Source organism: Ectopseudomonas oleovorans (genome assembly GCF_003052605.1).
Taxonomy (GTDB): domain Bacteria; phylum Pseudomonadota; class Gammaproteobacteria; order Pseudomonadales; family Pseudomonadaceae; genus Aquipseudomonas; species Aquipseudomonas oleovorans_A.
The window spans coordinates 46559-64678 of the sequence record NZ_QASO01000001.1; the positions used below are offsets into that span (position 1 = coordinate 46559).

25 protein-coding genes are annotated in these 18120 nt (G+C 65.7%); all 25 read left to right on the top strand.

From position 1 onward, the window contains the following. Window positions 1-12 precede the first annotated feature (12 nt). The 25 genes from DBO86_RS00265 (at window position 13) to DBO86_RS00385 (ending at window position 18108) form a co-directional block, all read left to right on the top strand. On the top strand, window positions 13-570 hold the full coding sequence (locus DBO86_RS00265) for a hypothetical protein (RefSeq protein WP_094226355.1): 558 nt from the start codon (window positions 13-15) through the stop codon (window positions 568-570). Between the two features lie 334 nt (window positions 571-904). After that, complete coding sequence (locus DBO86_RS00270) at window positions 905-1117, top strand: hypothetical protein (RefSeq protein WP_033465114.1); 213 nt, start codon at window positions 905-907, stop codon at window positions 1115-1117. A 21-nt stretch (window positions 1118-1138) separates the two neighbouring features. Continuing rightward, complete coding sequence (locus DBO86_RS00275) at window positions 1139-1531, top strand: hypothetical protein (protein ID WP_003821065.1); 393 nt, start codon at window positions 1139-1141, stop codon at window positions 1529-1531. Window positions 1532-1740: 209 nt separating this feature from the next. After that, on the top strand, window positions 1741-2478 hold the full coding sequence (locus DBO86_RS00280) for a DUF5983 family protein (protein WP_094226354.1): 738 nt from the start codon (window positions 1741-1743) through the stop codon (window positions 2476-2478). A 95-nt stretch (window positions 2479-2573) separates the two neighbouring features. Continuing rightward, on the top strand, window positions 2574-2852 hold the full coding sequence (locus DBO86_RS00285) for a hypothetical protein (protein WP_016253286.1): 279 nt from the start codon (window positions 2574-2576) through the stop codon (window positions 2850-2852). Window positions 2853-3195: 343 nt separating this feature from the next. After that, window positions 3196-3738, top strand: a complete 543-nt coding sequence (locus DBO86_RS00290; RefSeq protein ID WP_094226353.1) for an STY4534 family ICE replication protein — start codon at window positions 3196-3198, stop codon at window positions 3736-3738. A gap of 116 nt (window positions 3739-3854) precedes the next feature. Then, complete coding sequence (locus tag DBO86_RS00295) at window positions 3855-4466, top strand: DUF3275 family protein (RefSeq protein ID WP_094226352.1); 612 nt, start codon at window positions 3855-3857, stop codon at window positions 4464-4466. A gap of 88 nt (window positions 4467-4554) precedes the next feature. Continuing rightward, window positions 4555-4896, top strand: coding sequence for a hypothetical protein (locus tag DBO86_RS00300; protein ID WP_094226351.1), 342 nt, complete (start codon window positions 4555-4557; stop codon window positions 4894-4896). A 103-nt stretch (window positions 4897-4999) separates the two neighbouring features. Then, complete coding sequence (locus tag DBO86_RS00305; RefSeq protein ID WP_094226350.1) at window positions 5000-5407, top strand: hypothetical protein; 408 nt, start codon at window positions 5000-5002, stop codon at window positions 5405-5407. Between the two features lie 16 nt (window positions 5408-5423). Continuing rightward, complete coding sequence (locus tag DBO86_RS00310) at window positions 5424-5684, top strand: hypothetical protein (protein WP_011347578.1); 261 nt, start codon at window positions 5424-5426, stop codon at window positions 5682-5684. A 77-nt stretch (window positions 5685-5761) separates the two neighbouring features. Beyond that, a complete protein-coding gene (locus DBO86_RS00315; RefSeq protein ID WP_094226349.1) occupies window positions 5762-6412 on the top strand; it encodes a hypothetical protein in 651 nt (216 codons plus the stop codon). 40 nt (window positions 6413-6452) lie between these two features. After that, entirely contained in the window at window positions 6453-7586 is a 1134-nt protein-coding gene (locus DBO86_RS00320) for a DUF6094 domain-containing protein (RefSeq protein ID WP_260467167.1), read from the top strand. A gap of 51 nt (window positions 7587-7637) precedes the next feature. Beyond that, window positions 7638-7958: a methyltransferase gene (locus DBO86_RS00325; protein WP_108232663.1), complete on the top strand. Its 321-nt coding sequence runs from the start codon at window positions 7638-7640 to the stop codon at window positions 7956-7958. 88 nt (window positions 7959-8046) lie between these two features. Continuing rightward, complete coding sequence (locus DBO86_RS00330) at window positions 8047-8352, top strand: hypothetical protein (RefSeq protein ID WP_108232664.1); 306 nt, start codon at window positions 8047-8049, stop codon at window positions 8350-8352. A gap of 135 nt (window positions 8353-8487) precedes the next feature. Then, window positions 8488-10767, top strand: a complete 2280-nt coding sequence (locus DBO86_RS00335) for a helicase-related protein (protein ID WP_108232665.1) — start codon at window positions 8488-8490, stop codon at window positions 10765-10767. Between the two features lie 227 nt (window positions 10768-10994). Then, window positions 10995-11594, top strand: coding sequence for a PFGI-1 class ICE element type IV pilus protein PilL2 (gene pilL2 / locus DBO86_RS00340; RefSeq protein WP_108232666.1), 600 nt, complete (start codon window positions 10995-10997; stop codon window positions 11592-11594). Then, a complete protein-coding gene (locus tag DBO86_RS00345) occupies window positions 11591-12232 on the top strand; it encodes a hypothetical protein (RefSeq protein ID WP_108232667.1) in 642 nt (213 codons plus the stop codon). Before pilL2 ends, DBO86_RS00345 begins: the two co-directional genes overlap by 4 nt. Window positions 12233-12246: 14 nt before the next feature. Further along, a complete protein-coding gene (locus DBO86_RS00350; RefSeq protein WP_033448810.1) occupies window positions 12247-12972 on the top strand; it encodes a TIGR03759 family integrating conjugative element protein in 726 nt (241 codons plus the stop codon). Beyond that, the gene (locus DBO86_RS00355) at window positions 12954-13544 is read left to right on the top strand and encodes a transglycosylase SLT domain-containing protein (protein WP_108232668.1); all 591 of its coding nucleotides are present in this window, start codon (window positions 12954-12956) and stop codon (window positions 13542-13544) included. The genes DBO86_RS00350 and DBO86_RS00355 overlap by 19 nt, the downstream gene beginning before the upstream one ends. Then, window positions 13541-14080 (top strand): integrating conjugative element protein, encoded by a 540-nt coding sequence (locus DBO86_RS00360; protein WP_108232669.1) that lies wholly within the window; start codon window positions 13541-13543, stop codon window positions 14078-14080. The genes DBO86_RS00355 and DBO86_RS00360 overlap by 4 nt, the downstream gene beginning before the upstream one ends. Before the next feature lie 4 nt (window positions 14081-14084). Continuing rightward, a complete protein-coding gene (traD, locus tag DBO86_RS00365; protein WP_108232670.1) occupies window positions 14085-16277 on the top strand; it encodes a type IV conjugative transfer system coupling protein TraD in 2193 nt (730 codons plus the stop codon). After that, window positions 16274-17023 (top strand): TIGR03747 family integrating conjugative element membrane protein, encoded by a 750-nt coding sequence (locus tag DBO86_RS00370; protein ID WP_033472251.1) that lies wholly within the window; start codon window positions 16274-16276, stop codon window positions 17021-17023. Before traD ends, DBO86_RS00370 begins: the two co-directional genes overlap by 4 nt. A 98-nt stretch (window positions 17024-17121) precedes the next feature. Beyond that, window positions 17122-17502, top strand: a complete 381-nt coding sequence (locus DBO86_RS00375) for an integrative conjugative element protein, RAQPRD family (RefSeq protein WP_108232671.1) — start codon at window positions 17122-17124, stop codon at window positions 17500-17502. Continuing rightward, complete coding sequence (locus tag DBO86_RS00380; protein WP_003050225.1) at window positions 17499-17732, top strand: TIGR03758 family integrating conjugative element protein; 234 nt, start codon at window positions 17499-17501, stop codon at window positions 17730-17732. Before DBO86_RS00375 ends, DBO86_RS00380 begins: the two co-directional genes overlap by 4 nt. A 16-nt stretch (window positions 17733-17748) precedes the next feature. Beyond that, window positions 17749-18108: a TIGR03745 family integrating conjugative element membrane protein gene (locus DBO86_RS00385; protein ID WP_023095489.1), complete on the top strand. Its 360-nt coding sequence runs from the start codon at window positions 17749-17751 to the stop codon at window positions 18106-18108. Window positions 18109-18120 lie beyond the last annotated feature (12 nt).

The following is an 18120-nucleotide window of genomic DNA, read 5'->3' on the forward strand; positions in this document are numbered from 1 at the left end:
TCAGGACTTCCCATGGACAACATCACCAAGCAAGACCGCATCACGCTGAAGAACCTCAAAGTGGCCGACTTCGCCAGCGAGGAAACGATGTGCTTCAGCGCCACCGTCGTGTTCGACGGCACTCCCATCGCCGAGGCCCGCAACGACGGCCACGGCGGCTCGACGTTCCTCCACGCGCTCAGCGGCAAGGCGGCGCTGCTGGCGCAGGCCGAAGCCTTCGCCAAGGGCCTGCCGCCTGCGCCGCTCGACCTCGGCCAGGAGGGTGAAGACCCTCACTACATCGACATGACGCTCGACTTCCTGGTCGATGAACTGGCCGATGCCATGCACGCCGAACGCAAGGTGCGAGCCGCGTTCAACCGCGACATCGGCAACAAGGTGCTGTTCATCAAGGGCGGCAAACTGCTGTTCATCAAGGGCATCAAGCTCAAGGCCATCGCCGACCGCAAAGCGTACTTCGCTTCGCTGCGCGCCCGGCAGGCCCAGCCCATCGTCATCCTCGCAGAGCTTGCGCCCGAGCAGGCATTCGACCTGTGGAAGCAGCATGTCCTGGGCGACAAGCCCGACTGACCCAGCACCACCGCACCCTCCTGACAGCCCTGCACTCGTGCGGGGCTTTTTCTTTTCCCCGTGTCCATCAATCGGGGCGAGGCCGGATGCCGTTTTCCAACTGACGCGGCGCGGCCCGCGCACGAAGCTGCCCGCATGTTCGCTGATTCCGATCAGCACATGCCAGCAGCCAGGGTTCCAGGCTGCCGCGGGTCTCTCCCGCGTTGCCCACCAGTCCGCATCGCATCAATTCCGCGGACGCGCGTCCTCGTGACGTCGATGCTTTTTATCAACCGCGTGCGGGAGCTGCCATCCCGTGAGGGACGAGGCCCCGCTTTTTCCAAGGAGCCCGTCCATGTCCCAGCAAGCGTCTTTCGGCCAATTGGCCTCGACCTACTGCGGCAAGTTCCTGCCGCTCGAAGTCCTGCAAAGCGCCGCCGGTCACTACATCGGCACGCGCGATACCGAAGGTCCCGTTTCGCGGGAATCCCGCGAGTATTTCCGCAGCTATGCCGCGGCTCAACGTGCCCTCGAAAGAGGCGGCTGGTCCCAGCTCGCCATTCCCTGATCCAACTGGAGGAATCACGTCATGAACCAGCTTCTACCGCGGGAAGTCGTCGATCAGATCATGCGGGAAGAGCAGCATTTCGCTGCCGCGCCCCAAGCCTTTTTCGAGGCCTGGAAGCGCGGTGTCGAGATCGCTGGCCCCGAGTGGTTCGGCGACGGCACCCGTGAAGGTCTGAACCAGGCCAAGAGCAAGTGGGATCTGCGTCCCAACATGCTGCGGCTCAACGATGCCCTCGGCGTCCTGAGCAGCGGGGAACGCATGTTCCTGTCCGCCATGGTCAGCTTCTACAACGCGCGCGAGGGTGGTGCCATGCTCAAGCGCTGCCACTTCCACGGGCTGTCGGACTTCGACGGTCTCGACCTGCAACGCCGCAAGGTCATCGCCGACCTGCTAGTGAACTACAACGGTTGGTGAGCCGGTCTCCGGCACACCATTGCGTTCTCGTTCACTCCCCCACGAGGGACATGCGCCCCGAGGCCATGTCCCTCGATTTATTTCCCGTCGTCCAGCGCAGTGCTGACAACGCCAAGGTCAGCGTTGTCTGACGCATTTCCATTTTCAACCCACCGGGTCCAGTTCCCGGTGGCGGGAATTGGCTCCATTATTCAATCTGGAGAGTTCCCATGTCTCAGAAACCTAATCCCTTTCTTCGCGGCTACTGGAATCTGAAAATCGTCCGCACGCTGAGCATCAGCTACGAGGACGGAAGCCCGCATGTCTGGCGCAACATCCATGCGAGCCAGCAACACCTCTCCGACGAGGAACTGGTTTCATCCTCCTGCATCGTCACCAACGATTTCGCCGTGGTCAGCAATGGCCCCGAACCCGTGAGCACCGAGGTACTGGCCGAATGCGATGCCGGCGAAGGCGTCAGCGGCGAAGGCGTGATCGGCGCCGTGGTCTATGCCATCCGTGGGGACGACTTCGACGGCCGCCCGGTCCACGTCGGTGACACCTATTCGGCCGAGGCCGCCCAGGAAGTCGTGCAGCGGCTGAGCTTCGAGACCGGCTACTACAGCCGGTGCTGGGAAATCAGTCGTGAGCACATCACCGTCGATACCTGGCACTACCTCGCCAACCTGGCAGACCTTGCCACGCCGGAGGCCTTCCTGTTCATCGCGTTCCGGGTTCCATACAGCCCGGCGATCGGCATCAAGCTGATCTCCACCCCCTGGACGGACGAGAACCTGGAACATGCCGAAGGCATCAGCGCGGACCAGCTCCGGCAGGAGCACAGGGGAAAGGGTATGCCGGAGGACCTGGCGAACATCCTTGAACTGGCTGGCCAGGCCGATGTGCGCATCCTGATCCTCGATGCCGACGCACCCGCGCTGCTGGGCCTGCCACTGGCCGAGTCCTAGCAGCCGCGCGACGCGCCAGCCTTCCTCTTTGTCCCCCATGCCAGCCCGTCTCCTCGCCAGGAGTCGGGCTGGTGCATTTTCGTAGGAGCAACCTCATGTTTCCCGATCTCATTTCCCGCGCACCCGACTTCGAGCACCAGCTCGGGGCCTGCGTCACCGCCATGGGCCAGGACGACGCCATCGGCCAGATCCTGGTATTCGAGCGCACGCACGGCACGCTGCACATGCGCCATATCGCCAGCGCCGACCTGGTGGACACCGACATTGACGACTACGAGATGGTCGTGTTCGACGGTGGCAACACCAGCGGCGACACGTGGAAGCATGTCTTCTTCCCGCGTCAGCGCGAGCACTACTTCGTGTACGAAGCCTGACCCGACCAGCCCCTTTCGAGGGGCTTTTTCTTTCCACTGCCTACTGGAAAGACGGGGGAGACCGGATGCGCATTGTTTGCTGTCAGGCACACGAGGCCCGGCCATGCTGACCCCATGCCTCGCTGACAGTCGTCAGCAGCATCCCAGGTAGCCACGATCTTCAAGGCTACGGCGCTGTTTCTACTGCGTTGATCACCCAGTTCGCACCGGCATCCCTGCGCGAACGACCATCGGTTTCCGATGGTGATGCCACCCAACTGTTCCATCAACCCACGCGGGGGTTCCACACCTTCCCCGCCTGGGTCGCGTGTGTCTCCGCTCTTTGTCCTACTGGAGATTCACCATGACCACTTCCAACGAAAAGACCTATTTCGACCTGCACGCCACTGGCCTGGGCTACCTCAATCGCATCCGCGATGTGAAGCCCAAGAAAGCCGAACCCTTCCTCGCCTGCGACATCGCAGCGCTCAACGGTCCCAGCGACGACGTTTCATATACGCGATTCGACACCCGTGTTTCGGGCAGCGAGGCGCAACACCTCGTTCGCCGCTGCGAGGCTGCGGTCAAGGCTGAAAAGAAGGTCCTGATCGGTTTTCGTCTGGGCGACCTCTGGCCCAACGCCTTCACCTACACCAAGGGGAAGCGTGCTGGCGAGCAGGGCTTGAACATCAAGGCCCACCTGCTGTTCATCTCTTGGATCAAGGTCGATGGCGAGCTTGTCTACAAAGCCGAGCCCAAGCCAACCGACTCCGACGACCGCGAGAGCGACGTTCCGGCCCCCACCGAAGCGACCGCTCCGCAGGAAGCTCCGGCCCAGGCACCCCCCGCGCCGGCCGATGAAGCTGACGTCGAAGCCCCCGAACTGGAGGCCGCCGAGTCGTTCTGACCCGCTGATCCACAAGGCCTCGTACTCCGGGGCCTTGTTCTTCTCCCTGCAGTCATCCCGTCGCCGGCCATGTAGCCAACGACGGATGGCTGCTCTTTCATCCGCAGGAGCCTCCTATGATTACCCTTCCTGGCCAACTGGCTATCAAGACCATCCATGGCCGCAACGGCGACTTCAATGTCGGCCGCCTGGCCACCTCCATTGGCGAGTTCGTCGTCAAGAACGCCGAACTCGATCAGTACGCCGAAGGCAAGTACGAGGGCGACTTCGCCATCGCGGAGATCCGCCCGTCCACGTACACCGCCAATGGCCGCATGGTCATCGAAATCCGCGCCCTCCTGGGCGGCATGACGTTGTCCAACATCGACGCACTGAGCGGCGACGAAGCCCGTCAACTGAGCCCGCAGGAAGTCGATCCGATCGACGAGGAAGCGCAAGTCCCCGCACCGGCCAAGCCCAAGGCTCCGGCCAAGGCGAAGGCCCGCAGCCCGCACGATCCCCTGGTCGATACCACGCCATTCGGCAGCGAACCCACCAACGTCACTCCCGAGGCTTCGGCCGAGGCGGACGACGTGGCGCTGTTCGGTGTGCTCTGGCCGCTGGGCGAGATCGTCAAGCTCGACGCCACCGTCGATCGTCGTGTCCTGCGTCAACAGCGCGACCGTCTGGGGACGCTGGGCTATGCCTTCGAGCCGTTGTCCCAGGACTGGCACCTCGCCAAAGCCTGATCCCCTGCGTCGCATCCACGACGTTCATCCACCCACCGGGGCCGCTTCCCCGATGGGGAGGCCCCCGGCTTTTTCTGAGGTCTCCACTATGTCCACCATCGCATGCGACCCCCACCGTTCCACGCTGGATGAAACCGCTTGGCAGGCTGTTTGCAAGACGGCCGCCGAGCACGCCCAGCGTGGTTGCGGTTTGTCCTGGGATCACTGGGTCACGCTTTTCAGTTCGGAAATCGACGCGCAAGCCAGTCGGTTGCCGGAAAGCCAGCGGGCTCAGGCCCTGGAAATCGCCACCCAGGAATGGGACTACGCAACGCCTGCCGAACGGCAGGAAACCCAGGACTGGAATGCGGAGCATGGCTACTGCTCGCATGGCATCGAGTTCGGCTACTGCCCGGCCGGTTGTGATCGCGACGATGACGACTGGGACTGAGGGCAAAACATAGGTTCCTTCGCCGCACACGCGGCATTCCATCACCCGCTGGGGGTTCTCCCCCACGGGGAGGCCTCCGGCTCCATTCTTCAGGAGGCCTCTCATGGGCTGGTATTTCTCCCCCCAATCGCGGTCTGAACTGATCGCGGAACTGATAGCACCGCAAGAGACCGAGCGCGCCAGCGTCAAGGTCATCGCCCACGCGCTGCGCGGCAACGTCCTCTGGTCCGTCGCGGAAGTGACGGCCAAGGTCGGAGGTGTGCATCGTCATCTGGCGCCGGGCCAATCCCTGCGCTACATCCGTTGCGATCTGCTCGAACGCAGCGGCAACCAGTGGGGCTACAAGCCACTGGACGAGTCCATGCACCCGTACTACTACACGTGCCCGCTGTCCTATCTGGACCTCGCACCAGAGCAGTCCGCCGACTGGCGTGCAGGCGTTCGCGCCTACCACGCGCGGCGGCGCACACCCACGGCACCTGCGGCACCCACCGCAGCGCTGATGGCCTGAGCCAGGAGGAACCGACATGGACCCGATCCTGGCTGCGCTCCCGCCCTCGCTGTTGAAGCTCGTTGAAGGGAGTTTGTCCAACGACGAAGTTTCTTCCGACGAGGAAATGCTGGAGTACTTCATCAGCAACGGCCTCACCGAGGAACAGGCGCGGCAGGCACTGACCTACCGCGACCAGTACCTCAACAACATCTACCTGGAGGGCTTCACGCCAATCACTTCGGTAGATGAGGCGCTTCACTTCAACCCGCACACCCGGCAGTTCGAGCCGGACTGAGCGGCTTTCTTCCACCCCCTTGGGGCAGTACTTGCCCCAGCGGGCGGTGCTGTTCCCGTTCATCCGAGGACACCACCATGCCCGCAAACACTTCTTCCACCACGCTGTATCGCATCGACGAATGCTCCGACGTGATGGCCGACGCTTGCGTCGGCGATGACCAGGGCAATCTGATCTTCCTGTCGATCTGGGCGCGGGATACTGCCGTCCAGCAGTTCCTCGCTCGTCTGACCCTCGGGCGCGACGAACAAGGCCTGGACCAGTTCCACGTCATCACCGACCAGGGCGGCAGCGTCCCGGTGTTCGTCAGCAACGTCGATCGCCTGGAAAAGCGCATGACCCGCGCCTACCGGCGAACGCTGTTCGGTTCGCTGTCCAACGTGTGGCTGTTCGACCGCCGCTGCGTCAAGCCCGACAAGGCCAACGCCAGCGCATTGGCATTGCTGCCCAAGGGCAGCGCCCACCGGCTTGACCGCCTGTGGATGCTGGTACGGGACACCTGCCCACTGCCACTGCTCGACCACTGGCGCGAACCCGTGCTGGAACTGCTACAGACCCGCGAGATGCTGTCCCGCCTTCCGTTCGCCCTCGGGCCCCTGGAAGGCCATCGGCTCGCCATCGACGTGCCGGCGCTGACCCTGGCGCTGGGCTCCCTGATCCGCAGTGACGTGCTCACCGCCTATCCCTATCCGGCCAAGATTTGGACGCCGGAAGCGGTAGCGGCTTGACCCACCCGCGAGGGCACGCCCTGGCGTGCTTTCGCCCTTCATCCCCGCCAACCAGGAGACTTCCATGGCCCTCATGTTCCCGCGGCTCGCCCGCAATTTCGCCAAGAACGGGTACTACCCGACCGACGAACCCACGCTCGAAAGAGCCCTCAACGCACTGATGCCCAGCGATGGGCCGATGTGCATCCTCGATCCCTGCGCCGGTGAAGGCGTGGCGATCGCCGAAGCCGCTCATGCCCTCGGGCGCGAGCAGGCCAAGGCGTTCGCCGTCGAGTTCGACGCGGAGCGGGCACGCCATGCCCGCGGCCTGGTCGATCACTGCCTGCACGCCGACCTGATGGACACGATGATCTCCAAGCAGTCCTTCGGGCTGCTCTGGCTCAACCCGCCGTATGGCGATCTGTCCAAGGACGTCAACGGCAACATCGGCTATCAAGGCCAAGGTCGCGCCCGCTTCGAGAAGCTGTTCTATCAGCGCAGCCTATCGCTGCTTCAGTACGGCGGTGTGCTGGTCTTCATCGTCCCCAGCTATGTGCTCGACGCGGAACTGGTCGGCTGGCTGACGCGCCACTACATGGACCTGCGGATCTACCGAGCGGTGGAAACGCAGTTCAAGCAGGTGGTGATCTTCGGCCGTAGGGTACGCCAGCGCGAGCAGGCACCCGATGGCGTCAAGGCCGTGCGCAATCTGCTGCTGCAGATTGGGCTCGGCGAAGTCGAAGCCGAGGAACTGCCGAGCGAATGGCCGTTCCTGCCGTACATCGTCCCCGCCAGTCCGGCCGAGCCGGAGCATTTCTTCCGCGTGACGATGGAGCCGGAGCAGTTCGCCGATGAAGTCGGCCGGCTCCAAGGCCTCTGGCCGTCGCAGGACACGCACTTGGGGGCCGCGCAGCAGTCGCTGCGTCCGCCGGCGCGTGCCTTGTCCCACTGGCATCTCGCCCTGGCTCTGGCTGCGGGCGCGATCTCGGGGGTTGTGCGCTCCAAGACCGGGCGCGTGCTCGTCGTCAAAGGTGACACCCATAAAGACAAGACGCTCCAGCGGGAATTCACCGAACGCGAGGACGGCTCGATCGCCGAGACCCGCATCCTCACCGACAAGTTCGTGCCTGTCATCCGCGCGTGGGACATGACGCCCGGCTCCGCTACACGGGGCGAGGTCCTGACCATCCGTTAATCCACCGGACGCGCTGCCGTCCTGCTGTACCACCTCGAAGGAGAAACACCCATGTTCTCAAGCCTGTTCAAGCGGCCCGCGCCGCAGAAGCAACCGTTGTTCGCACCAGGCACGTTGCAGTTGAGCGAGAAGGTGCATTGGCTGGCCCGCAAAGGCCTGATCGACCCCTTGGCTCTTGTCCAGCGCCATGTGCGCGGTGACTGGGGCGAGACCGATGAGGCAACCCGTCAAGCCAACGATGTCGCAATCCGTGGGGACGATCCGATGATCTCCCACTTCAGGATCACGTCCGAACTGGTGTTGATCGTCAAAACCGGCGAGGACCACCAGACCACGGTGATCCAGCTTCCCGAAGAACGGGACATGATCTGACAGCACCATCGTCGTCTTCATCCACCTGCCGGAGCCACTTCACTCTGCCAGGGGTGTCGTGGCTCAATGACTCATCAAGGAGGAGCCCATGGCATCACATCGCATTGAAACCTACTGCCACAGGCTCGCGTTTCCAATCGGTGCGCTCATCTTCAGCAGGGGCATCGATCGCCTGGTCCGCACGGGTCGCCTCGACCCGATCCCGTACTTCAGGCGCCACACCCGTGGCGACTGGGGCGACGTCAACCTCCAGCAATGGCAGGCCAACAGCACTGCACTGCAATCCGGTGCATCGCTGGAATCCCACTACGTGATCCATCCGGGGCTGGCCATCCGCATCGTCACCGATGCGCAGCGCAGCGCCACCGTCATCGTGCTGCCGTCCGAAGACTGAGCACGATTCACCAGCAGGCCGCCACGGCCGGCAACTTCGACCACCTCGGCCAAGCGCCGATTTCCTTCCCACTGCGGGGCATGCCATTGCCCCGCTGGGGGTGGTGCATGCCCCATTTTTCATTGGAGCATCACCATGTCCCTCGATCTCGAAACCACTGCCGCTGAAGCCGCGCCCGTACAGGGCGAACTGCTCGATGCGGAATCTTCCCCTCTGACCCTGAGCCTTCAGGATTTCGTCGGCGAGTTCGGCGACGAACTGCTCGACGCCCTCAATAGCGCGAACCCGCCGGTCTATAACGGCCAGCCGCAGGCGCACCGGCAACTCGTCGTCGCCAGCCTCAAGCGCAAGCTGTTCCCGGCCCAAGCCGAAGTCGTCCATGCCGCCGCCGAGCTGCTGATCGACTGTGGCGAACGCGCCGCGATCGTCAATGGCGAAATGGGCTGCGGCAAGACGACCGTCGGCATCGCCACGGCCGCCGTGCTCAACGCCGAAGGCTACCGCCGCACGCTGGTTCTTTCGCCGCCGCACCTTGTTTACAAGTGGCGGCGTGAGATCCAGGAGACGGTGGCAGGCGCCAAGGTGTGGGTGCTCAACGGGCCTGACACGCTCGTCAAGCTCATCAAGCTGCGCGAGCAGTTGAATGTCCAGCCCACGGGCCAGGAGTTCTTTGTCCTGGGCCGGGTCAGGATGCGGATGGGGTTCCACTGGAAGCCCGTCTTCACCCAGCGGCGCACCCGTCACGGCAACGTGGCGGCGTGCCCGGACTGCGGCACGGTCATCACCGACCTCGACGGCGAGCCGGTCAACCCGGTCGCGCTCCAAGCCGAGGAATACCGCAGGAAGTGCAGCCATTGCGCCGCGCCCCTGTGGACGCTGATCCGCCCGCGCAGCCTGTCCGGCAGCGACCAGTCCTCGGCCGTGCTGAAAGCCCTCAAGCGCATCCCGACGATCGGGGAAGTCACCGCGCAGAAGCTGATGCAGAAGTTCGGCGACGGGTTCCTGGCGTCGATGCTGGGCGACAACATCCATGAGTTCATCAACCTCATGGACGGCAACGGCGAGCTGGTGTTTTCCGACCGTCAGGCCACGCGCATGGAGCGTGCGATGGCCAACATGGAGTTCGGCTTTGGCGAGGGCGGCTATCAGCCGTCCGAGTTCATCAAGCGCTACCTGCCGCAAGGCACGTTCGACCTGTGCATCGCAGACGAGGCACACGAGTACAAGAACGGTGGCAGTGCCCAGGGTCAGGCTATGGGCGTGCTGGCGGCGAAGGCTCGCAAAACCTTGCTGCTGACAGGCACGCTGATGGGCGGCTACGGGGACGACCTGTTCTACCTGCTGTTCCGAGCCCTGCCTGGGCGGATGATCGAAGACGGCTACCGCCCGACCACGAGCGGCAGCATGACCTCGGCGGCCATGGCTTTCATGAGGGACCACGGGGTCCTCAAGGACATCTACTCCGAAAGCACTGGCACGGCGCACAAGACGGCCAGGGGCACCAAGGTATCGGTGCGCACGGTCAAAGCGCCGGGTTTTGGTCCCAAGGGCGTCTTGCGGTGCATCCTCCCGTTCACGATCTTCCTCAAGCTCAAGGACATCGGCGGCAACGTCCTGCCGCCATATGACGAGGAGTTCCGTGAAGTCGCAATGGACACGGCGCAAGCCGCGGCCTACCGCGACCTGGCGGGTCGGCTGACCGCGGAGCTGAAACAGGCTCTGGCGCGACGCGATACGACCCTGCTGGGTGTGGTGCTCAACGTGCTGCTGGCCTGGCCGGACTGCTGCTTCCGGTCGGAAACCGTGGTGCATCCGCGCACGCGCAACACCTTGGCGTTCGTCCCGGCTCAGTTCAACGAGTTCGAGGTGACGCCGAAAGAGCGCGAGCTGATCGACATCTGCAAGGAAGAGAAGGCGCAGGGCCGCAAGGTCCTGGCCTACACGGTCTATACCGGCACGCGCGACACCACGTCGCGCTTGAAGGTGCTGCTGGAGCAGGAGGGTTTTCGGGTGGCGGTGCTGCGCGCAAGCGTGGATGCCAGCCGCCGCGAGGACTGGATCGCCGAGCAATTGGACCGTGGCATCGACGTGCTCATCACCAACCCCGAGCTGGTCAAGACGGGCTTGGACCTGTTGGACTTCCCGACGATCGTTTTCATGCAGTCGGGCTACAACGTTTACTCGCTCCAGCAGGCGGCCCGCCGCTCCTGGCGCATCGGACAGAAACAGCCGGTGCGCGTGATCTACCTCGGCTACGCCGGTTCCTCGCAGATGACCTGCCTGGAGCTGATGGCCAAGAAGATCATGGTCTCGCAGTCCACCTCGGGCGACGTACCCGAATCGGGCCTGGATGTGCTCAACCAGGACGGTGATTCCGTCGAGGTCGCACTGGCCCGGCAACTTGTCGCGGCCTGATCCCCACGCCAACGTCGGCCTCGCGCCGCCGGCTTTCCATTGTTCCCACCTTGCAGCCACGCCCACGGTCTCCGTGGACGTGGCTGCATCTTCACTGGCCCCTTCGGGGGCCTTTTTCTTTGGAGGGAGGCTGCCGGGAAATCGGGCGCTGCCTGGTTCGCATTGTTTGCTGCCGCTCGTGGCCCGAGCGGCGATGGTGAGGGCTCGATGTTTCAGGACGACGCGCCATGTGCCCCTCTCCACCTTGGTTTCACCATCCCGAACGCCGCCTGCTGGCGGGTTTTCTCGGCCTGCTTTGGTCGGTGCTGGCTGGCGGCTGCGCGACGACGAACACGCCGGTCGCGCCCGACACCATCGAGGAAGTCTCGGCGGCTCCCGCACCCGAGGCCCCCGAGTACATCCCCGTCGTGCGCTACGGCCGCTACACCCTCGTGGAACTGGCACCGACAGCAGCGCAGCGCGACCTGCTGTTGCAGACCATTGACGTGTCGATGCCCGAGGATGCACGCGCCACGGTCGGCGACGGGCTACGGCATGTGCTCAAGCGCAGCGGTTACGGCTTGTGCCAGACGGCGCACGCGGTGATCGAGCTGTACGCACTGCCGCTGCCGGCGGCGCACCTGCACCTCGGCCCCATGACCCTGCGCGATGCGCTGCTCACGCTGGCTGGTCCGGCCTGGGAACTGCACGCGGATGACCGCGCGCGGCAAATCTGCTTCGAGCGGCCCGGCGACAGCATGACCGCCGACAACACACCCGCGCCGCCCGCCACCGAGGCGGTGCAGACGTCCCCGCTGGCACCCGCGGCATCGGGAGGCCAGCCATGAACAGCCCGCAGCCCGCCCATCGTTCAACGGCCGCCGTGGTGGTGCAGAGCCTGATGTGGCTCTGGCTGATCGGCCTCAGTGTTCTTGTGGCCCTGGGCTACCAGGCCATGAACGACCAGGCCGACCAGGATCGCCTCGATTCCCGCCTGCAACGCCTCGAAGCGCAGGCAACGGGCCTGGCCGAGACCGTCGAGGCCATCCAGCAGCGTCCGGCCGTCGCCACGGCGGCAGACCTCAAAGACACCCGCCAAATCCTGGAAGCACGCGCGGCCCAGGTCGAGAAATCGCTGAGCGCCTATGCCGCTGCCGACGACCTTCAGGCACTGCGCGCCGAAGTCGAGCAGGTCAAGGCGCGCCAGACCGCCGCACGCGCCGCAGTACCCGCCCAGCCGCGCGCACCGAGCAAGTCAGCCGCCAAGTCTGAACCCCCGCCGCTCCCGTTCCGCATCGTCGGTGCCGAACTGCGCGCCGGCGAGCGCAGCGTGTCCGTCGCGCCGAGCAGTGGCGACTTCACGCCCGACCAGCTTCAGGTGCTGCTACCCGGCGATGCCGTCGGCCCGTGGCGCTTGCAGGTCGTCGAGGGCAACACCGCGGTGTTCCAGGCCGGCGACCAGACCCGCCGCGTGGCGATTCCCTGACCGGAGCAGGTCGCATGAAGCCATCGATCTTCCTTTCCGCGCTCCTGCTGGCGTCCGCCCAGTGGCCCGTCTGGGCGCAGCAGCCGCCTGCGGCACCCGCCCGCAATGCACAGAGCCAGGAGCGCCCGCTGGTCGCTCGCGTTCTGGATGACCGGGTGGCGAGCGACTGGGGCCTGCAGCCGCAGGAGTGGGCGCGCTACCGCGAACTGATGGACGGGCCACTGGGCATCTACTCGCCCAACCTGGACCCGCTGTCGGCCCTGGGCATCGAGGCGCGCACCGATGAAGAACGGCGCCGCTACGCCGAGCTGCAGGTGCAGGTCGAAGCGCGCCGCGTGGAGAAGCTGCTCGCCTACCAGAGGGCTTACGACGAGGCCTGGCAGCGTCTGAACCCCGGCATGCAGCGGGTGAACTTGCCCGACGACAAGCCGATCGCCGGAGCCACGCGCGGCTCCGGCCGCACGGCGGTGTTCGTCAAGGACGGCTGCGAAGCCTGCGGGCAGCTCGTACAGCGCCTGCAATCCTCGGGGACCGAGTTCGACCTGTACATGGTCGGCAGCCGCCAGGACGATGCGCGCATCCGCGACTGGGCCAAACGCGCGAACGTCGATCCGGCGCGCGTGCGCAGCGGCACCATCACGCTCAACCACGACGGCGGCCGCTGGCTGTCGCTGGGCCTGCCCGGCGACTTGCCCGCGGTCGTGCGCGAGGTGAACGGCCAATGGCAGCGCCAGCCATAGCCGCACTCCCGCGCGCACTGGTGCTCGCCGCTGGCCTGTGCGCCTGCGTCGCCCAGGCCCAGGAGGTTCCGCCACCTGCCTACCAGCTCGCCGCACAGCGCGCAGGCATCCCCTCGACGGTGCTCTACGCCGTGGCCTTGCAGGAAAGCGGCATCCGGCGCAACGGGCGCATCGTCCCATGGCCGTGGTCGCTCAACGTCGCCGGCCAGTCGCGCCGCTATGCGACCCGCGCCGATGCCTGCGCGGGCTTGCAGCAGGTGATGCGCTCCACGCCGCACACGCGCATCGACGCGGGCCTGGGCCAGATCAACCTCGGCTACCACCAGCAGCGCTACGCCAGCGCGTGCGACCTGCTGGACCCGTACCGCAACCTCGCCATCGCTGCCGAGATCCTGCGCGAGCAGCACACCCCCGGCGAGGACTGGTTGCTGGCGATCGGCCGCTACCACCGTCCTGCGGGCGGCGAGCCTGCCGCCCGCTACCGGCGCAGCGTGTCGCGCCACCTCGCCCGGGTGCGGGGCGCACGCCCAACCGCCGCGGTTCTCGCCGCACGCCAGGAGACATCCCCATGACGACATCGCATCTGGCCTTGCGGGGCCTGCTCGTACTGCTGGCGGGCCTGCCGCTGGCCTCGCTTGCCGGCGAGCCGCTGATCGTGGTCGAAGACCGTGGCGGCGCGTCGGCGCTGCCGTACTACGAAGCCCTGAACCTCCAGCCGCGCGCCAACGCGCCGGCCCGGCCGCCGATCCCGACACCCCAGGTTCCCGCCACGCCGGCGGACGAGGCCGCGATGCTACCCGTGCGCAGCGCCAAGCTCACGCCCGGCACCGTCGCGCGGCGGGTGATCGAGGCCCCGGGCCTGCGGCCTTTCGTGGTCGTCGGCGACGACGAGGCGTCCCGGGCCTGGCTGCGCCGCCAGGCGGCAGCACTGCACGAGCGCGGCGCGGTCGGCCTGGTGGTCAACGTCGAGACCGTGCAGGGCCTGGCGCGGCTGCGCGCCCTGGTGCCCGGTGTGCCGCTCGCGCCTGTGTCCGGCGACGACTTGGCCGAGCGTCTGGGCCTGCGGCACTACCCGGCGCTGATCACGGCCACCGGCATCGAGCAATGAAGCCATGTCGGGGAAACAGCCGGTCGAGGTACTGCTACGCCCAGCGGTGGAGCTATACACCGTTGCCGCATGCGCGGGCGCCGCGTTTCTGTCCCTGGTGGCCCCATGGTCGCTCGCGCTGAGCCCGTCGATGGGCGTCGGCAGCGCGCTGGCGTTCGGTGCCTACGGTGCGATCCGCTACCGCGATGCCCGCGTCATCCTGCGCTACCGGCGCAACATCCGCCGCCTGCCTCGGTACGTGATGACCAGCAAGGATGTGCCGGTCAGCCAGCAACGGCTGTTCGTGGGGCGCGGGTTCCTGTGGGAGCAGAAGCACACCCATAGGCTGATGCAGACGTACCGGCCGGAGTTCCGCCGCTATGTCGAACCGACACCCGCGTACCGGCTGGCGCGGCGCCTGGAGGAACGGCTGGAGTTCGCTCCGTTCCCGCTGTCCAGCCTGGCCCGGCTCACGAGCTGGGATGTGCCGCTCAACCCAGTGCGGCCGCTTCCGCCAGTGGGCGGCCTGCCGCGCCTGCACGGCATCGAACCCGAAGAGGTGGACGTCAGCCTGCCACTCGGCGAGCGCGTCGGCCACTCACTGGTACTGGGCACCACGCGCGTCGGCAAGACCCGGCTGGCCGAACTGTTCGTGACCCAGGACATCCGGCGCGTGAACGCCGCGGGCGAGCACGAGGTCGTGATCGTCATTGACCCCAAGGGTGATGCCGATCTCCTGAAGCGGATGTACGTCGAGGCCAAGCGCGCGGGCCGCGAAGGCGAGTTCTACGTCTTTCATTTGGGCTGGCCGGACATTTCCGCGCGCTACAACGCCGTGGGGCGCTTCGGCCGCATCAGCGAGGTGGCCACCCGCGTCGCGGGGCAGCTTTCCGGCGAAGGCAACAGCGCGGCGTTCCGCGAGTTCGCCTGGCGCTTCGTCAACATCATCGCCCGCGCCCTGGTGGAGCTGGGGCAGCGCCCAGACTACATGCTGATCCAGCGGCACGTCATCAACATCGACGCACTGTTCATCGAATACGCCCAGCACTACTTCGCCAAGACGGAGCCCAAGGCCTGGGAGGTGATCGTCCAGATCGAGGCCAAGCTCAACGAGAAGAACATCCCGCGCAACATGATCGGGCGCGAGAAGCGCGTGGTGGCGCTGGAGCAGTACCTCTCGCAGGCGCGCAACTATGACCCGGTGCTGGATGGCCTGCGCTCCGCCGTCCGCTACGACAAGACGTACTTCGACAAGATCGTCGCCAGCCTCCTGCCGCTGCTGGAGAAGCTCACCAGCGGCAAGATTTCGCAGCTCCTGGCTCCCAACTATTCAGACCTCAACGACCCCAGGCCGATCTTCGACTGGATGCAGGTCATCCGTAAGAGGGCCATCGTCTATGTCGGCCTGGATGCACTGTCCGACGCCGAGGTCGCCGCTGCGGTCGGCAACTCGATGTTCAGCGATCTCGTGTCGGTCGCCGGGCACATCTACAAGCACGGGATTGACGATGGCCTGCCGAGCGCATCGGCCGGTGCGCGCGTGCCGATCAATGTCCACGCGGACGAATTCAACGAACTCATGGGTGATGAATTCGTGCCGTTGATCAACAAGGGGGGCGGTGCCGGCCTGCAAGTCACCGCGTACACACAGACCCTCTCGGACATCGAGGCCCGCATCGGCAACCGCGCGAAAGCCGGCCAGGTGATCGGGAATTTCAACAACCTTTTCGTGCTGCGCGTGCGCGAGACCGCGACCGCTGAACTGCTGACCCGGCAACTACCGAAGGTCGAGGTCTATACGACCACCATCGTGAGCGGCGCGACGGATAGCTCGGACATCCGCGGGGCGACGGACTTCACCAGCAACACCCAGGATCGCATCAGCATGTCCAGCGTGCCGATGATCGAGCCGTCGCATGTCGTCGGCCTGCCCAAGGGCCAGTGCTTCGCACTGCTGCAGGGCGGCCAGCTTTGGAAAGTGCGCATGCCGCTGCCGGCGCCGGACCCGGACGAGGTGATGCCGGCAGACTTGCAGCAACTGGCCGGGCACATGCGCCAGAGCTACAGCGAAGCGACGCAGTGGTGGGAGTTCACCAGTTCCCCGGTCTTGCAGGACGCAGCCTTGCCCGACGACCTGCTGGACGATGCCGCTGCGCCCGGGCCAGACGTGGTGGCCACCACCACGGGCGACAGCGCCGCCGACGAGGCTTCGCCATGAAAGATGCCGCCTCGACTGCGCAGCGGGAGCAGAACCAGCGCCAGGGCCTGATCGTCGGCACCATCACCTTGCCGTTCCGGCTGCTCGGGGTGCTGATCGGCTCGCTGCTGTTCTCGATCGTGATCGAGTGCGTCGGCATGCACCTGTTCTGGCAGGACCAGGGCTGGCGCCATTCCCAGCAGATGTTGCAGTACGAGCTGGGGCACCTGTCCAGCCACTTCACGCGCAGCGTGGTCGTGCAGGAGCCGGGCCGCACGGCGCACGATCTGGTGGACACCGGCTACGAATGGGTGTTCGTGCGTTCCGGGCTGCTGGAGCGCATGAGCCAGACCGCCGAGCGCGCCCGCGCGCCCAGCCACGAGCAGACGCGCAACTTCCGCTACTACGTCAGCCAGGTCTATGTCTGGACCGAGAGCTACCTGATTGCCGCGGCCTTCACGACGCTCACATTCCTCGTGCGCCTGCTGGTCCTGGTGCTCACGCTGCCGCTGATCTTCACCGCGGCATTCGTCGGCCTGATCGACGGCCTGGTGCGGCGCGACGTGCGCCGGTTCGGGGCAGGCCGCGAATCCGGCTTCATCTACCACCGCGCGAAGGCGAGCCTGATGCCGCTGGCCGTACTGCCGTGGGTCACGTACCTGGCCTTGCCGATCTCTGTGCATCCACTGCTGATCCTGCTGCCCAGCGCCGCCTTGCTGGGACTGGCCGTGAGCCTGACCGCAGGCAGCTTCAAGAAGTATCTCTAGCTCATCAATCCGGTCATCCGCGGATTCCTATTGTTTGCGGCCTAAAAGCCCCTCGCTGCCCACGATCAAGCCATTGCTGATCACACAGGAATGGCGCGATGTTGGCTCCGATCTGGCAGCGCGCCGCGCATCGCGGCGTGCCCATTTTTCTCGTGACGGCCCTCCTGCTGGGTCAGTCCCCGATGGCGTTGGCCGAATCCCCCGCACAGCGCCAGGAGCTGGTCGCCGCGCTGCGCCAGCTCGACGCGCTGGAGCGCACCGTCGCCGACAGCGCCGCGCATGCCCCCATCCAGCCAGGCGAGCGCTACCACTTCGATTACCCGCGGCTGCTGGCTGACCTGGCGCGCATGCGCGCAGGCATCCAGGCCCATCTCACACCGTCGCGTGCCCAGCCGCGCGACCCCTCCGAACTGGCCGGCGACTACCGCACCGAGCGGTCCGCTTCGCCATCGCCGACGACTACGGAAGCCAAGCAATGAACGGCGCCCAGGTCTCGGCATTTCAAGCCAACAGCGGCATCGCGCCTTCGGCGATGGCGACCGTCCTGGTCGGCGTCGTGTTCGCGGTCCTGCTCGTGTGGGGCGTCTGGGCCATCCGAACGGCCTACGTGGGGTGGTCCGAGAGCCGCCTCAACCAGCGCCAGTTCCTCGGCGTCTGCATCCGCTTCGTCGCGATGTACCTCGTCCTGAGCTTCTTCCTCCTCTCCTGACCTGAAAGGCACGACCATGCAAAACCGCATCCTCCATTCCCGTCTTGCCCAGCGCGCCGCCGTGGCGCTGGGCGCCGCCGCGCTGCCCGCGCTGTCGTTCGCGCAAGGCTTGCCGCAGTTGGAAAACCCAACCCGCGGCACCGGCAACGGCATCATGGAAACGATCAGGAACTACGGCTACGACATCATCATGCTCGTGGCCCTCCTGGTCGTGGCGTCGATGTTTATCGGCGTCTGCTACCACGCCTACGGCACCTACGCCGAAATCCACACCGGCCGCAAGACCTGGGGGCAGTTCGGTCTCACGGTCGCCATCGGCGCCGTCCTGCTCGTGATCGGCATCTGGCTGCTCACCGAAGCCACCGGCATCCTGTAAGGCGAGGCCGGT

What these genes read in the sequence shown, in the direction of transcription:
- DBO86_RS00305 (WP_094226350.1), top strand. Translation starts at nt 5,000, where the DNA reads ATGGGCTGGTATTTCTCCCCCCAATCGCGGTCTGAACTGATCGCGGAA.
- DBO86_RS00285 (WP_016253286.1), top strand. Translation starts at nt 2,574, where the DNA reads ATGTTTCCCGATCTCATTTCCCGCGCACCCGACTTCGAGCACCAGCTC.
- DBO86_RS00345 (WP_108232667.1), top strand. Translation starts at nt 11,591, where the DNA reads ATGAACAGCCCGCAGCCCGCCCATCGTTCAACGGCCGCCGTGGTGGTG.
- DBO86_RS00375 (WP_108232671.1), top strand. Translation starts at nt 17,122, where the DNA reads ATGTTGGCTCCGATCTGGCAGCGCGCCGCGCATCGCGGCGTGCCCATT.
- DBO86_RS00275 (WP_003821065.1), top strand. Translation starts at nt 1,139, where the DNA reads ATGAACCAGCTTCTACCGCGGGAAGTCGTCGATCAGATCATGCGGGAA.
- DBO86_RS00315 (WP_094226349.1), top strand. Translation starts at nt 5,762, where the DNA reads ATGCCCGCAAACACTTCTTCCACCACGCTGTATCGCATCGACGAATGC.
- DBO86_RS00280 (WP_094226354.1), top strand. Translation starts at nt 1,741, where the DNA reads ATGTCTCAGAAACCTAATCCCTTTCTTCGCGGCTACTGGAATCTGAAA.
- DBO86_RS00380 (WP_003050225.1), top strand. Translation starts at nt 17,499, where the DNA reads ATGAACGGCGCCCAGGTCTCGGCATTTCAAGCCAACAGCGGCATCGCG.
- DBO86_RS00265 (WP_094226355.1), top strand. Translation starts at nt 13, where the DNA reads ATGGACAACATCACCAAGCAAGACCGCATCACGCTGAAGAACCTCAAA.
- DBO86_RS00350 (WP_033448810.1), top strand. Translation starts at nt 12,247, where the DNA reads ATGAAGCCATCGATCTTCCTTTCCGCGCTCCTGCTGGCGTCCGCCCAG.
- DBO86_RS00385 (WP_023095489.1), top strand. Translation starts at nt 17,749, where the DNA reads ATGCAAAACCGCATCCTCCATTCCCGTCTTGCCCAGCGCGCCGCCGTG.
- pilL2 (WP_108232666.1), top strand. Translation starts at nt 10,995, where the DNA reads ATGTGCCCCTCTCCACCTTGGTTTCACCATCCCGAACGCCGCCTGCTG.
- traD (WP_108232670.1), top strand. Translation starts at nt 14,085, where the DNA reads ATGTCGGGGAAACAGCCGGTCGAGGTACTGCTACGCCCAGCGGTGGAG.
- DBO86_RS00355 (WP_108232668.1), top strand. Translation starts at nt 12,954, where the DNA reads ATGGCAGCGCCAGCCATAGCCGCACTCCCGCGCGCACTGGTGCTCGCC.
- DBO86_RS00290 (WP_094226353.1), top strand. Translation starts at nt 3,196, where the DNA reads ATGACCACTTCCAACGAAAAGACCTATTTCGACCTGCACGCCACTGGC.
- DBO86_RS00330 (WP_108232664.1), top strand. Translation starts at nt 8,047, where the DNA reads ATGGCATCACATCGCATTGAAACCTACTGCCACAGGCTCGCGTTTCCA.
- DBO86_RS00370 (WP_033472251.1), top strand. Translation starts at nt 16,274, where the DNA reads ATGAAAGATGCCGCCTCGACTGCGCAGCGGGAGCAGAACCAGCGCCAG.
- DBO86_RS00325 (WP_108232663.1), top strand. Translation starts at nt 7,638, where the DNA reads ATGTTCTCAAGCCTGTTCAAGCGGCCCGCGCCGCAGAAGCAACCGTTG.
- DBO86_RS00270 (WP_033465114.1), top strand. Translation starts at nt 905, where the DNA reads ATGTCCCAGCAAGCGTCTTTCGGCCAATTGGCCTCGACCTACTGCGGC.
- DBO86_RS00310 (WP_011347578.1), top strand. Translation starts at nt 5,424, where the DNA reads ATGGACCCGATCCTGGCTGCGCTCCCGCCCTCGCTGTTGAAGCTCGTT.
- DBO86_RS00360 (WP_108232669.1), top strand. Translation starts at nt 13,541, where the DNA reads ATGACGACATCGCATCTGGCCTTGCGGGGCCTGCTCGTACTGCTGGCG.
- DBO86_RS00300 (WP_094226351.1), top strand. Translation starts at nt 4,555, where the DNA reads ATGTCCACCATCGCATGCGACCCCCACCGTTCCACGCTGGATGAAACC.
- DBO86_RS00335 (WP_108232665.1), top strand. Translation starts at nt 8,488, where the DNA reads ATGTCCCTCGATCTCGAAACCACTGCCGCTGAAGCCGCGCCCGTACAG.
- DBO86_RS00295 (WP_094226352.1), top strand. Translation starts at nt 3,855, where the DNA reads ATGATTACCCTTCCTGGCCAACTGGCTATCAAGACCATCCATGGCCGC.